This is a genomic window from Apilactobacillus kunkeei (assembly GCF_001308195.1).
Lineage (GTDB): Bacteria > Bacillota > Bacilli > Lactobacillales > Lactobacillaceae > Apilactobacillus > Apilactobacillus kunkeei_C.
In genome coordinates this window covers 39,645-53,818 of record NZ_JXDF01000006.1, presented here as the reverse complement: position 1 = coordinate 53,818, position 14,174 = coordinate 39,645, and the positions used below count along the sequence as shown (strand labels likewise).

Annotated in this window: 10 protein-coding genes; 2 read left to right on the top strand and 8 right to left on the bottom strand. The window is 38.8% G+C overall.

Features of this window, described 5'->3' with window-relative positions; genetic code table 11:
- Nucleotides 1–103: 103 nt before the first annotated feature.
- From RZ78_RS01185 to purB, 3 genes are all read right to left on the bottom strand, one after another.
- Nucleotides 104–784: an Lreu_0056 family protein gene (locus RZ78_RS01185; RefSeq protein WP_054607867.1), complete on the bottom strand. Its 681-nt coding sequence runs from the start codon at nucleotides 782–784 to the stop codon at nucleotides 104–106.
- A 94-nt stretch (nucleotides 785–878) separates the two neighbouring features.
- Nucleotides 879–1,427, bottom strand: coding sequence for a hypothetical protein (locus RZ78_RS01180; RefSeq protein WP_054607866.1), 549 nt, complete (start codon nucleotides 1,425–1,427; stop codon nucleotides 879–881).
- Nucleotides 1,428–1,509: 82 nt separating this feature from the next.
- Nucleotides 1,510–2,805 carry an adenylosuccinate lyase gene (purB, locus tag RZ78_RS01175; protein ID WP_053791439.1) on the bottom strand — a complete coding sequence of 432 codons (1,296 nt, stop codon included), beginning with the start codon at nucleotides 2,803–2,805 and terminating at the stop codon, nucleotides 1,510–1,512.
- A 230-nt stretch (nucleotides 2,806–3,035) separates the two neighbouring features.
- Between purB and RZ78_RS01170 the strand changes: the two genes are divergently transcribed.
- Together RZ78_RS01170 and RZ78_RS01165 are read left to right on the top strand one after the other, a co-directional pair.
- Nucleotides 3,036–4,328 (top strand): adenylosuccinate synthase, encoded by a 1,293-nt coding sequence (locus RZ78_RS01170; RefSeq protein WP_054607865.1) that lies wholly within the window; start codon nucleotides 3,036–3,038, stop codon nucleotides 4,326–4,328.
- 15 nt (nucleotides 4,329–4,343) lie between these two features.
- Nucleotides 4,344–5,309: a GMP reductase gene (locus RZ78_RS01165; RefSeq protein WP_054482847.1), complete on the top strand. Its 966-nt coding sequence runs from the start codon at nucleotides 4,344–4,346 to the stop codon at nucleotides 5,307–5,309.
- Nucleotides 5,310–5,859: 550 nt separating this feature from the next.
- Here the strand turns inward: RZ78_RS01165 and RZ78_RS01155 are convergent.
- The 5 genes from RZ78_RS01155 to carB all read right to left on the bottom strand — a co-directional run bounded on the left by RZ78_RS01155 (nucleotide 5,860) and on the right by carB (nucleotide 14,173).
- Complete coding sequence (locus RZ78_RS01155; protein ID WP_054607863.1) at nucleotides 5,860–6,633, bottom strand: rolling circle replication-associated protein; 774 nt, start codon at nucleotides 6,631–6,633, stop codon at nucleotides 5,860–5,862.
- A 265-nt stretch (nucleotides 6,634–6,898) separates the two neighbouring features.
- Nucleotides 6,899–9,091 carry a BspA family leucine-rich repeat surface protein gene (locus RZ78_RS01150; protein ID WP_054607862.1) on the bottom strand — a complete coding sequence of 731 codons (2,193 nt, stop codon included), beginning with the start codon at nucleotides 9,089–9,091 and terminating at the stop codon, nucleotides 6,899–6,901.
- A gap of 163 nt (nucleotides 9,092–9,254) precedes the next feature.
- A complete protein-coding gene (locus RZ78_RS01145) occupies nucleotides 9,255–9,914 on the bottom strand; it encodes a class A sortase (protein WP_054607861.1) in 660 nt (219 codons plus the stop codon).
- Between the two features lie 126 nt (nucleotides 9,915–10,040).
- Entirely contained in the window at nucleotides 10,041–10,985 is a 945-nt protein-coding gene (locus RZ78_RS01140; RefSeq protein WP_054607860.1) for a dihydroorotate oxidase, read from the bottom strand.
- An 11-nt stretch (nucleotides 10,986–10,996) separates the two neighbouring features.
- Nucleotides 10,997–14,173: a carbamoyl-phosphate synthase large subunit gene (gene carB / locus RZ78_RS01135; RefSeq protein WP_054607859.1), complete on the bottom strand. Its 3,177-nt coding sequence runs from the start codon at nucleotides 14,171–14,173 to the stop codon at nucleotides 10,997–10,999.
- Nucleotide 14,174: the final 1 nt, after the last annotated feature.

Genomic DNA, 14,174 nt, shown 5'->3' with positions numbered 1-14,174 from the left:
ATAATCTTTAATGGCAGCTAATTTTAATTCTTTAGAAAACATAAAAGAACCCCTTAAGTTAGATTTCTCCAACTCAAGGGGTTCAGTTCAGAGTCTTTTTTATTTAGTTATCTGTCATATATCTAGTTGAGGATTCCTGTTGTTTCTCCCAATCATCTTCATTTGGAATTGATTTTACGTAATTATCAACATGTTCTCTTTGGGCACTGGTTTTGTAAAAAGTTTTGACTAGGTAATCTTTACTTACAGTTTTTCTGATCACCGGAAGTTGAGACATGGCTAACTTTCCTGAAGGATCCTTACCCTTATATTGTAAAGAGACAGTTGATGTACCCACCTTGAAAAATGTGTCAGCAGTCGTGTCCCCGTTATATGTGAATTGATTATATTGGTGGTTATTTGACTCTTCTAAACTATTACTTTTATCAGCATAAAACAAACCACCCATAGATGTAGAATTCTTTGAGCTTAGTTTCTTTACGGATGTAAAATCTTTAAAGTAATCCGTGCTAGCTTTTTTATCAGATTCTTGAGAAAATCTGTATTCTAATGCCAATACACCATATGTCTTATCATCTAAGTTCAAACTGTTAGCAGCATTTGTGCCTTTACTGTCACTTGATGAACTTGCATCACTAGCTGATTCTGAGCTAACCTTCTTTGAAATTTGACCCGCTCCGTATGGTTTGTCGGATTGGTGGGAAGCCTTACTCTTACCACATCCCACCAGCATCAATGAAATAATTGATGCCAATCCAATTATGTATATTGTTTTCTTTAACATTTATGATTCCCCCTACAACTTTTATATTACCATTATTTTAAAGTTATAAATGGATAATTTTCAAAATAAAAAAGCCAACCAACCTGGCTGACTCTTACTTAAATGTTAATGTCATTAGCATTGACGCGTTAATAATCATGTAGATAACAATTGAAATCACTAGTGGTTTCCAATCATATGCTAGACTGACTTTCACTCGGTTAAACCAACGCTTGAAGTAATTTCCTTCATCCGCATCAATGATTGAATCAATGATGTTAAAACTAATTTTAGCGTTGATGTATGCCATGTATAGGATGGTCAAAGTACCAATCAATAGTACCAATCCACCTAAAATATCACCAACTGGGAGTGTGTAGTAAGCAAGCGCTAATTCTTGTCCAGCTAGTAATAATGTAATAATTGTTGGCAAGGCCACAATACGACGTGATGGTAGCAAAGTACATACGAGGTAGAACAATACCAAGATCACTGCGTAAATCAATGAGCTTAATAGCGTTGACCAGTGTACTAAGAAGAATGTCACTTTAACATTGCCCCAGTGAGCAAAGTGCGCCTTACTGAAACTGTAGTAAACAGCGAATAAGAAGAATAGAACTGAGAAAGTCCAACCTTCTTTTGTCATTTCAAATTTTTTATTCATTATATATCACCTATGTTTCATTCTAACTGATTTTAAAAAATTACACAAAAAAAGAGCTGGCGGATTGCCAACTCTTTTTGTTTTACATTAAACCACAGCGTTTGAAAATTTCATCGACGTGGCGGATGTGATAGTGATAATCAAAGGCATCATCAATGTCTTCTTTTGAAAGTTTTTCGTTAATTGTTTCGCTTGCTTCAACCAATGGCTTGAATTGTTTGTTTTCATCCCAAGCAATTGCAGTAAGTGGTTGAACTGTGTCGTAAGCAGCTTCTCTAGTCATCCCTGCTTCAACTAACTTCAACATTACACGTTGTGAGTAGATTAGACCATTAGTAATGTTTAGGTTACTTAGCATTCTTTCTTCGAATACATCTAGATCGCGAACAATATTGTTGAAACGGTGCAACATGTAGTCGATTAAGATAGTAGAATCTGGCAAGATAACACGTTCTGCAGATGAGTGGGAAATGTCTCGTTCATGCCATAATGCAACATTTTCCATCGCAGTAACAACATGTCCCCTCATTACACGAGCTAATCCACAGATGTTTTCTGAACCAATTGGGTTTCTCTTGTGTGGCATTGCTGATGAACCTTTTTGACCCTTAGCAAAGTGTTCTTCAACTTCATGAATTTCTGAACGTTGTAGTCCACGAACTTCGGTAGCAAATTCTTCTAAACTAGTAGCAATCACGCCAAGACATGCAATGTAGTTAGCATGTAAATCACGTGGTAGCACTTGGCTGGCTACTGATTGGGCACGGATACCTAACTTTTGACATACGTATTGTTCAACGTATGGATCAACGTTAGCGAAAGTACCAACGGCACCCGAAATCTTACCTGCTTCAACATCCTTTGATGCCATGTTGAAACGTTCCAAGTTACGTTTCATTTCTTCATACCAACGAAGTAACTTCAAACCAAAGGTAGTTGGTTCGGCTTGAACACCGTGAGTTCTTCCCATGATAACAGTATCCTTGTACTTAAGGGCCTTGTTACCGATAGTTTCGATAATTTCTTCGATATCTTTACGAATAATGTTGTTAGCTTGTTTCAAACGGTAACCTTGGGCAGTATCAACGATATCTGTACTGGTCATACCGAAGTGAATCCATTTACTTTCATCACCTAAGTATCTTGAAACATCACGAGTAAATGCTACGACATCATGATGGGTAGTCTTTTCAATTTCTTCAATTTCTTTTTCGTCAAAGGTAGCGTTCTTTTGAATCTTAGCTAAATCTTCAGCAGGAATTTCTCCTAACTTAGCCCAAGCTTCGTCAACAGCAACCTCCACAGCTAGCCATGAGGCGTATTGATTATATTTAGACCATACATTTCCCATTTCTGGTCTGGTATAACGATCAATCATCACAATCCATCCTTTCGAATATCTTGCTTTAATATTAACATATAAAATTCGCTTTTTCACTATTATCTTAAAATTAATTATACTTATTGTTCGTTTTTTATTTATTTTCCGAACATTATTTTCTCATTTATACAAATAGTTCTTGATTAATTTTTCCAGCATGGTAAAATCTTTCCTGGAGTGTTGAAATACACTCCTCAATACTTAAAGAAATATATGAGGTGAACTTGATGTCATCAATCGTTATTATAGGTAGCCAATGGGGCGACGAAGGAAAGGGTAAAATTACCGACTTTCTAAGTCAAGATGCTGATATGATCGTAAGATATTCTGGCGGAGACAACGCCGGCCATACCATCGTTATTGACAACAAGGAATTTCACTGCCGTTTAATTCCATCCGGAATCTTCTATTCCGATAAGCTAAGTATCATCGGAAACGGAGTTGTAGTTAATCCAGAAACTTTAATTTCTGAAATGGACTACTTAGAAGAAAATGGTTTTGATTATTCTGGACTACGTATCTCAAACAGAGCCCAAGTAATCATGCCATACCACATCTTGTTTGATAAATTACAAGAAGAACAAAAAGAACATAAATTAGGTACCACCCACAAGGGTATCGGACCTGCTTATATGGATAAACTAGAACGTATCGGTATTCGAATCGCCGACTTGATTGACGAACATACCTTTGCTGACAAGTTACACCAAGCATTAAACATTAAAAACAACATCTTAGAAAAACTATACGACCAACCTGGTTTTGACTTCGATGAAATCTTTACTAAGTACAGTGCATACGCTAAGAAGATTGCACCATTCGTTACTGACACTTCTCTACTAATTAATGAAGCTTTAGATAACGACAAAAAAGTACTATTTGAAGGTGCCCAAGGCGCAATGTTAGATATCGACCATGGGACTTATCCATACGTTACTTCATCTAACCCTACTGCCGGAAACGCAGCCACTGGTACTGGTATCGGTCCTAACCGTATCAACTCAGTCGTTGGTGTATGTAAAGCCTACACATCACGTGTTGGTGATGGACCTTTCCCAACCGAACTATTCGATGAACGTGCTGATCGTATCCGTGAAGTCGCTCATGAATACGGGGTTGTTACTAAGCGTCCTCGTCGTATTGGTTGGTTAGATGCCGTTGTCCTACAACACGCCGTTCGTACTTCTGGTATCACCCACCTATCACTTAACTGTCTAGATGTACTTTCTGGTTTTGACACCGTTCGTATCTGTACTGGCTACAAATACGATGGCGAATTAATCAAGTACTACCCTGCTAACCTAGACTTCCTAGATAAGTGCGAACCTGTCTTTGAAGACCTACCTGGCTGGGAAGAAGACATTACTAAGTGCAAGACTGTCGAAGAACTACCCGCTAACGCACAAAATTATCTAAAACGCGTTTCTGAACTAACTGGCGTTGAACTATGTACTTTCGCCGTTGGTCCAGACCGTGAAGCTACTAACATTTTGAAAAACGTTTGGGAAGATCATAAATAAAGTGAGGTCATTATAATGAGAACTTTTGATTACCACAATGTCCAATTATTACCTGAAAAATGTATCATTAAGAGCCGTAGTGAAGCTGATACTTCAGTTCAATTCGGCCCACATAAATTCCAACTACCAGTTGTTCCCGCAAACATGGAAACAGTTATGGATGAAAATCTAGCTACTTGGATGGCTCAACATGACTACTTCTACGTAATGCACAGATTCCAACCGGAACAACGTCTAGAATTTGTTCAAAACATGCACAAAAAAGGTTTATTTGCTTCAATTAGTGTTGGTATCAAGGATGCTGAATACGACTTTATCGATGAATTAAAAGCCGCTGACGCTGTCCCTGAATACACTACTATTGATGTGGCTCATGGTCACTCAGACTTCGTTATCAAGATGATTAAATACATCAAAAAAGAAATTCCAGAAACTTTCTTAATCGTAGGTAATCTAGGTACTCCTGACGCTGTTCGTGAAATCGAAAACGCCGGTGCTGACGCTACTAAGATTGGGATTGGACCTGGTAAAGCATGTATTACTAAGTACAAGACTGGTTTCGGTACTGGTGGTTGGCAACTTTCAGCACTTAAGTGGTGCTCAAAGGCTGCTACTAAGCCAATGATTGCCGACGGTGGTATCCGTACTAACGGTGATCTTGCTAAGTCAATTCGTTTCGGTGCAACCATGATGATGATTGGTTCAGTTTTCGCTGGCCACGTTGAATCACCTGGTGAAATCGTTGAAAAGAATGGTAAGAAATTCAAACAATACTGGGGTTCAGCTTCTGCCAAACAAAAAGGTGAACACCACAACGTTGAAGGTCGTCAATTGTTAATCCCATTCAAGGGAAACATTGAAGACACCCTTCTAGAAATGAAAGAAGATCTACAATCATCAATCTCATACGCTGGTGGAAAAGACTTAATGTCACTACGTAAAGTTAACTACGTTCTACTAGACAGCATTGATGAATCATAGGATTTATATGTAAAAAGACCAACTCGGGGGAGTTGGTCTTTTTTTGTTGCTAAGTGTTAATTGAAACAAGTATATCTCTACAAAGTGGTCAGATTGGTTCGATTTGTTTGTGAACCTACTTTCCATTTGGGACTTCTTCGCTTCTGAAAGAAGTGTTGGCAATAACCTAGCGGTCATTGTTCTTGTGTTTCTAGTATCTCAAAAAATTTATAAGAAATGATATGGAGGATTTATTCATGAAAGCTGCAAAGAATTTACTAAACATAAATAACATTGAAATTATTTCAAACTTGTCATCCTTATGTCTATTCATTGGATTAGATAAAAGCATGACTTTTTTGATAGTTACATTTTTCATGTTTTCAAAACATCTATTAATTATGACCAAGAATATTTTCACTTACTTAAATGATATTCGAAGTGGCGTCGAGCCGACGCCCGGAAAAGACTTGATTAAGGTCAAAACCATCCACAGATGCTCTCGCATCTGCAGTAAAGATTTGAGGATGAAGAAGTCGGTAAGTGAGTTTTATATTAAATATTAATAGAACTATTTAGCAAGTGAGTAATACTTAATTCTTTTTCCACTATATGCATCGGTATATTCTGCACGACTAATAATTTGATTGTTATTAATTAATCGATTAATTTCATTTTCGTTATTAAAGGCATTATCAATAAGCATATTGGATGGTTTCAATCTACTTAGATTTTTAGATGTAGAATAGCACTTCTTACCAAATAGCGATTCCTTCCCCAGAGATTTGGTCATATATTTGCTAATGTAGGATGAAATCCTCATAGCATCATCATTATTACTTATATTTTCTACTCTTACAGATCCACCATCATCTTTTATTCTTTCGTCTTTTTTAATTATGGAAGCCCAATACTCGTGAATTTTTTTGTAATCCGGCTTGTATAAATTGGAAATTAAATGATAATGGATTGCTCCTCTTTTTTGGAATTCCATTACACATATGTATTTAAACTCTTCTTTACTTATCTTTCTTATTTTTCTTATGTATTTAGCTAATATTTCATTGGCCATACTAACATCTTCCAAATTATATCTAAAAGTTAACGTAATAAAGCTAAATTTAGTATTTAGAAAATTATTTTGAATCAATCCAATTATTTTCTTCTTAGCTCTATGGTTACTTTTTGTTCTACTTTCCATGTTTGTTTTTTTATTGCCAGATTTCTTTGTGATATGTAGTCTCTTTACTTTCTTACCTTTCGGTTTAACTTTTTCAAAAATACGAATCTCTCTTACATGTTCACCTTCCATCAAGCTGACATTATAATAATTATCGCTTTTCATCTTCATGCTCCTTATAAATGATATTAATAACTCTACCAAATGAACATTAATAATATATTATATAAAATTAATATTTTGCATATAATGTTTATATGGTTACGATAAACGTAAAGTCAGTATTTCCAAACCCTTCTGGTTCTTTTTTTACTTAAACTTAACTATAGTTAAATATCAGTAAACATTAACTGATCCTAATGAACTTGCGTTTAAATATAATCAAAAATAAAAAAGCCAACTCTTTCGAGTTGGCTTTTTTGGTTACTTATTATTTTTCATTTCTTTTACGTCTAAATAAAGCTAAAGCAAAAGATGAAATTAACATTAATAGCCCCGTTACTTGGTAGGATTTGGTACCTTCATCACCAGTTTGTGGCAATTTATCTTTTTGTGTCTTATCGACATTCATTTTCTTGTCGTTAAGCTTTTGGTTTGTTGTCTTTTTACTGTTCTTACCTTTTGTTTTAACAGGGTTTGCAGCGTTGTTTTTGTTTGAGCTTGGTACCTTCGCTACTGAACTTGAAGCACTTGAACTTTGCGCGCTGCTTTGTTCTGTGCTTGTGGCACTTGAACTTTGAGCACTACTTTGTTCTGTGCTTGTTGCGCTTGAACTTTCTGCACTGCTGTGTTCTGTGCTTGTGGCACTGGAGCTTTGTGCACTACTGTGTTCTGTGCTTGTTGCACTTGAACTTTGTGCGCTGCTTTGTTCGGAACTTGAGACGCTAGAACTTTGGGCACTACTGTGTTCAGCACTTGAGACACTTGAACTTTGAGCACTGCTGTGTTCTGTGCTTGTGGCACTTGAACTTTGAGCACTGCTGTGTTCTGTGCTTGTGGCACTTGAACTTTGCGCACTACTTTGTTCGGCACTTGAGGCACTTGAACTTTGTGCGCTGCTTTGTTCGGCACTTGAGGCACTTGAACTTTGCGCACTGCTTTGTTCTGCACTTGAGGCACTTGAACTTTGCGCACTGCTTTGTTCTGCACTTGAGGCACTTGAGCTTTGCGCACTGCTTGATGAAGAGCTTGATTGTGAAGTAGTTTCTTTGGCAATCAAGATTTTGTATGTTTGAGTTCCATCAGTTGGTACTAGTGTAGCTTCCTTATCATTTACTAAACGATAACCAGATGGTAATAATGCACTTACATTAACAGATTGTGTATCTAAAACATTAAAATCTTTAGAAACAACAGTTGAGTCGTTATTTTGATCAACTAAGTTAATAGTTCCATTTAATTGTTTGTAGACCTTAACATCAATTTTACCGTTATCACCTTGTTTTAAAGTAATAACGTTATCATTATCATTTATGACACCGTATCCTGCAGGAACCGGGATACTAATAGGGGTATTAACCACACCTTGAGCAGCTACAGAAAGAGATAACGGTTGTCCATTAACATTACCGTTAATAATCTTAACTACTGCAGCTCCCCAATCTTTGCTTGGTTCACCATTTATACTCAATGTTCCATCTTGATTTAATTTATATAGATTAACATTTCCGACTGCACTATCGAATTGAACCTTGGATGGGTCGTAATTAGGTCCAATAATGATGGATTGAAGATTACTTTTAACTAAATCCTGTTTATCATTGTATGGATATCCATCGTCATTTCCTCCTGGTATAAAAGCAAAAGCTTGACTTACACCATTAATATTACGGGTGTCCAAGTTAGCAATATTAACACTAGTTAATTGAAGAGTGTTAATAAACATATATACCATTGAAGATAAATTAGGTGTTTTAAAGTTAGATAAATCGATACTCTTTAATGATGTTGCCCATCCTAAAAAGTAGTTAAGATTTGTTACTTTTTCAGTATTAAAAGTATTAACACCGACAAGATTTGTAAGATTGTAGTCATGAGCAAACATTTCTGACATATCGGTTACATTGCTGGTGTCTAGACCAGTAACATTAATGTCTGTGACGCGGTGATCACCTGCAAACATTTCAAAAGCATTAGTTAAGTTTGGTGTTTTCCAACTGCTTACATCAATGGATTGTAAGTTATGATCTTCAACAAATAATCCACTTGCGATAGATAGTTGACTAGCATCAACTTTATTTAGGCCAACAAATTCAGTTAGGTTATTAAAATCACCTAACAATCTACCAGATTCACTTGGTAATTTCACCGTGTTTAAAAAGACAATCTTCTTTACACTTGATTTGTCAAATGGGAATGTTCCTAATGTCGCAACGGTATCACCAGATGAAACTGTTAAGACACCGTCACTACTTAAGGCAACATTAGCATCTCCCCACTTACCTGTTTGCACCTGAGTTGCAGAAGCAGTATCAGCATGGACATTGTTTACGTTACTTTGGACATATGCTCCAGTTCCTAGCAAACCGACTGTCACGATGGATACTACGACCCAGTTCTTTTTTACTTTGCGCATTACTTTTTTATCATTGTATTTATAATTATTTTTATTGTTATATTTCATTGTTAACACCCCTGAGTCAATAAACTTTATCTTCATTCCATTATAGTCATTCTAAAAAATAAAATTAAAACTCCATTAAAACTTAATATTTTCTTATCAATTTTTTCACTTTCTTAACATAAGTAGACACAAAGTAAAAAGAGGACCATAACAGTCCTCTTTTTTACTTAAAGTATTTAGCTGTCTTATCACTTAAGTCGGTAATTGAGCTTAGTTTAGCTCTTACCATTGTACGGTTTGGTTCGTTTGGTGTCCCACTAGCACAGGTAATCAATGTTAATGTTGGTTTCTTGTACTTCTTGGTGATGAATTGGGTATCGTATTGATCAATCACAGATACTGAGCTGACTTCATACTTGTATACCTTTTTACCGTTGGTGATGTAAATGGCATCCCCTTCAACCACCTTGTGTAATGGGCCAAACAAAATCTTTTCGTTGTTCATGTGATGTCCGGCAATCGCATAGTTACCCTTACCTAATTGTTGGTTGGGTTTCATAGTTCCGACCCCTGACAATAATTCTTCGTTATCCAAACCATAGTAGACTGGTAGGTTGATTGAAACTGATGGAATAGAAATCTTACCAATCATTGTGTGTTTATGACTAAATATGGCCTTTGAGATTGAAGAAGCACTAACGCTTTCAATCTTTGAAAAGTCAAAGTTGGCCTTCTTGCTTTTATCTTGTTGAACGATCTTACCGTTCATTTCACTGCTAATCAAATGTTGAATGGCTGAGTTTTCTAGAAATGGTAGACTAACTAGAAAAATTCCAACTACAAGTAGCAATACCCATGTAGCTGTATATAATTTCTTTCTCATGATGATTCCTCACTCGTTATTTTATAGTTTTATCGTACCATAAAAACGAAAAATTTCGTCATTTGAGGTTCAAGCATTACCAATTTTTAAATAAAAAAAGACTGGGTCTTCCCAGTCTCTTTTTGGCTAGTCTTCAATTACCTTTAGTTTGCCGCGGAAATCATCTAGTGATGCGTATCCCTTAGCTTCCATAATGTCAGTTAACTCTCTTGTGACACGTTCGAAAGTTTGTAGCCCTTCTTCGTATAATTGAGTCCCGATTGAAACCATCTCAGCACCACACAAGATGTGCGCGAAAGCGTCTCGTCCGTTGGTAACTCCACCGGTACCAATAATCTTAATGTCATCGTTTAGACGTTGACGTAAACCGCGGACATTGGCTAAGGCAGTTGGTAGGACCATTGATCCACCGACGCCCCCAAAGCCACCTTTTGGTTTTAATACGACGGTTTCTGAGTTGGTATCAATCCATAGTCCATTTCCCACTGAGTTAATGGTATTCACGTGGCTTAATGGGTACTTGTTCAATACTTCGGCAATCATGTCGAAGTGAACTAAATCGAAGTAAGGTGGCAACTTAATGCCTAGTGGTTTCTTGTAGAAACTGAATACTTCGTGTAGTAAGTCATCAGCAGCTTCAAAATCATATGCCATTTGAGGTTTACCAATCACGTTTGGACAAGATAGGTTCAACTCGGTCAAACCATGGTAGTCATCGTTATCTTGAAGTTGGTGTAGTATCTCCAAGTCTTCTTCCTTTGACATCCCTGCCACTGATACGATGATTGGCTTTTTTTGGTCGTGATTCTTCAAGTAATCCATGTAGTAATCGAACCCTTGGTTAGGTAGACCCATTGAGTTAATGGAGCCGTTTGCTAGACGGTAGTATCGAGGCAATGGATTTCCAAAGCGACTCTTTGGAGTCATACTCTTGGTTACCATGGCACCTGATACCGGTTCGTTCATTAGTTCGTCTAGTTCTTGTTCGGTCTGACAATGAATTCCTGACGCGTTTAAAAATAGGTTCTTTACTGACATGTTGGCGATTTGTGCTGATAAGTCTACTGACATTTGAATTCCTCCTAAAGTGCGTTGACGGTTAGTGTTTGATCTTCTAGTACTGTTAACAATGATGCGACAGTGTCTAATGCGGTGAACAATGGCACCGCATTTTCAATCGCTGCGGCTCTGATTTGTGCTTCATCATCAAAGGTTGCTTCAGTTGAGTCAATGGTGTTAACGACTAGTTTTAGGTGTTGCTTATTTAATTCGCTGACCGGGTTATTATCATCGTCTTCTGAGAACTTGTGGATTAAGGCGTTATCTAAACCATTTTCTTGGAAGAAACGATGAGTGTTTTCAGTCGCTTTAATTTGGAACCCTAATCTTCTGAAACGTTTGGCTAGTTCTAATGCTTCTTGCTTGTCTTCGTCGCAGACAGTGAATAAGACGTTGCCTGATGTTGGAATGGTAATTCCTGATGCGATGAATGACTTGTATAGTGCCTTGGCGTAGCTGGTGTCTGATCCCATTGCTTCACCGGTGGACTTCATTTCAGGGCCTAGTGTGTTATCAACTAGTGGTAGTTTTGAGAAACTAAACACTGGTGATTTCACGCTGATGCGGTTGGCTGGTGTCACTACCCCAGACTTGTAGCCTAGGTCGGATAGTTTTTCACCGGCCATGATACGAGTTGCAAGGTCAGCCATTGGGACGTGAGCCACCTTAGACATGAATGGTACTGTTCTGGAAGCCCTTGGGTTAACTTCGATGACGTATGCCACGTCGTCCTTGATAACGAATTGGACATTCATCAATCCCTTGGTGTTTAGCGCCTTGGCTAGTTCAACCGCCGCGGTTTCAATTTGATCTTGGACAGTTTGTGACATGATTTGTGGTGGGTATACTCCCATTGAGTCCCCTGAGTGAATTCCGGCTCTTTCGATGTGTTCTAGAATTCCAGGAATGACCACAGTTTCTCCGTCTGATACAACGTCGACTTCGGCTTCTGAACCCAGTAGGTATTGGTCGATTAGGACTGGGTGGTCGTTAGATGCGTGGACCGCCTTAGTCATGTAACGGTGTAGTTCTTCGTCGTCATGGACGATTTCCATTGCCTTTCCACCTAGTACGTATGAAGGTCTAATCATGACTGGGTAGCCGATTTGGTTAGCAATCTTTAGGGCTTCATCGATGTTTGTGGCGGTGTCACCTTGTGGTTGTGGTAGTTTCAATTGTTTGATGACTTGGTCGAAGTCGTGACGATCTTCGGCGCGGTTGATGTCTTCCACGGTTGTTCCTAATACCTTCACGCCCGCTTCGTGTAGTGGTTCTGCCAGGTTAATCGCAGTTTGACCGCCGAATTGGACGATCACTCCTTCTGGTTTTTCAATGTCAATCACGTTTAGCACGTCTTCGATAGTTAGTGGTTCGAAGTATAACTTGTCTGACATTGAGAAGTCGGTTGAAACTGTTTCTGGGTTGGAGTTCATGATGATGGCTTCATAGCCCAACTGTTGAAGAGTTTGCACACCGTGAACCGTGGCGTAATCGAATTCAACTCCTTGACCGATTCTAATTGGTCCAGAACCTAGGACTAAGACTGATTTCTTGTCTGATACTTCTGATTCACTGTGTTGGCCCCATGTGCTGTAGAAGTATGGAGTGGCCGCCTTGATTTCACCGGCTGATGTATCAACCATCTTGTAGACTGGTGTGATGTTATTGTCCTTACGCATTTGACGAACTGAATTTTCGTCGGTGTTCCAAATTTTAGCAATCCATTCGTCTGAGAAACCGTAGCGCTTGGCCATCTTCAACATTGGAAGTGATTGGTCGGTTGCTAACTCTGTTTCAATTTCTACGATGTGTTGAATTTTATCTAAGAAGAATAAGTTGATTTGGGTGCGAGCATTGATTTGTTCAATGGTAGCCCCTCTTCTGATTAGTTCGGCAATCATGAATAGTCGATCGTCGGTTGGGTCTTCAATTGCTTGAAGCATATCGGCTGTGTCGACACCTTCGTATTCGGCTGGGTCAAAGTAGCGTTGGTCGATTTCCAAAGAACGAACTGACTTTAATAAAGACTCTTCGAAGTTTCGACCGATGGCCATGACTTCACCGGTAGCCTTCATTTGTGTTCCTAGGTGGTTATCCGCTTGTGGGAACTTATCGAATGGCCAGCGTGGTATCTTGGTTACGACGTAATCCAAGGCTGGTTCGAATTGAGCTAGTGTGATTTGAGTTACCGGGTTCTTGATTTCGTTTAGATTGATACCGACCGCAATCTTTGCGGCAATCTTTGCGATTGGGTATCCGGTCGCCTTTGATGCTAGTGCTGATGAACGTGAGACACGGGGGTTAACTTCAATGATGTAGTACTTCATTGAAGTTGGGCTTAGTGCCATTTGCACGTTACATCCCCCTTCGATATGAAGGGCTCTGATAATCTTCAATGCGGCGTCACGTAGCATTTCGTATTCACGGTCGGATAGTGTTTGGACCGGTGCGGCAACGATTGAGTCTCCGGTATGCACCCCGACTGGGTCGACGTTTTCCATTGAGCAGACAATCATGGCGTTATCGATTTGGTCTCTCATTACTTCCATTTCGATTTCCTTGTATCCGGCGATTGAGCGTTCCACTAGGACTTGACTGATTGGTGATAGACGTAGTCCGTTTTCCATGATTTCTTCGAATTCGGCCATGTTGTGAGCGAATCCACCACCGGTTCCCCCTAGTGTGTAGGCTGGACGAATGGCTAGTGGAAAGCCGATTTCGTTGGCGAATGCAATCGCGTCTTCCATGTTTTCGACCGTCTTTGATTCGGGAACTGGTTCACCAATTTCTTCCATTAGGTTTTTGAAACGAAGTCTGTCTTCTGCTTCTTCGATGGCGTCTAGCTTGGTACCCAGTAGTTCGACGTTGTATTCGTCTAGGATATTACTGTCGGCTAGGTCCTTGGCCATGTTCAAACCAGTTTGACCACCCAATGTTGGTAGAATTGCATCGGGTAATTCTTGGCGGATGATTTTACTGATGAATTCCAATGTGATTGGTTCGACGAAAATCTTGTCGGCGATGGTGGTGTCGGTCATGATGGTTGCTGGGTTGGAGTTGATTAGGATTACTTCGTATCCTTCTTCCTTCAAGGCTAGGCAAGCTTGAGAGCCTGAGTAGTCAAATTCAGCAGCTTGCCCGATGATGATTGGTCCGGATCCAATTACTAAAATCTTGTTAATGTCAGTTCGTTTTGCCATC

Coding starts and splice junctions, on each gene's coding strand:
- RZ78_RS01165 (WP_054482847.1), top strand. CDS start 4,344: ATGAGAACTTTTGATTACCACAATGTCCAATTATTACCTGAAAAATGT.
- RZ78_RS01145 (WP_054607861.1), bottom strand. CDS start 9,914: ATGAGAAAGAAATTATATACAGCTACATGGGTATTGCTACTTGTAGTT.
- purB (WP_053791439.1), bottom strand. CDS start 2,805: ATGATTGATCGTTATACCAGACCAGAAATGGGAAATGTATGGTCTAAA.
- carB (WP_054607859.1), bottom strand. CDS start 14,173: ATGGCAAAACGAACTGACATTAACAAGATTTTAGTAATTGGATCCGGA.
- RZ78_RS01155 (WP_054607863.1), bottom strand. CDS start 6,633: ATGAAAAGCGATAATTATTATAATGTCAGCTTGATGGAAGGTGAACAT.
- RZ78_RS01140 (WP_054607860.1), bottom strand. CDS start 10,985: ATGTCAGTAGACTTATCAGCACAAATCGCCAACATGTCAGTAAAGAAC.
- RZ78_RS01170 (WP_054607865.1), top strand. CDS start 3,036: ATGTCATCAATCGTTATTATAGGTAGCCAATGGGGCGACGAAGGAAAG.
- RZ78_RS01180 (WP_054607866.1), bottom strand. CDS start 1,427: ATGAATAAAAAATTTGAAATGACAAAAGAAGGTTGGACTTTCTCAGTT.
- RZ78_RS01185 (WP_054607867.1), bottom strand. CDS start 784: ATGTTAAAGAAAACAATATACATAATTGGATTGGCATCAATTATTTCA.
- RZ78_RS01150 (WP_054607862.1), bottom strand. CDS start 9,091: ATGAAATATAACAATAAAAATAATTATAAATACAATGATAAAAAAGTA.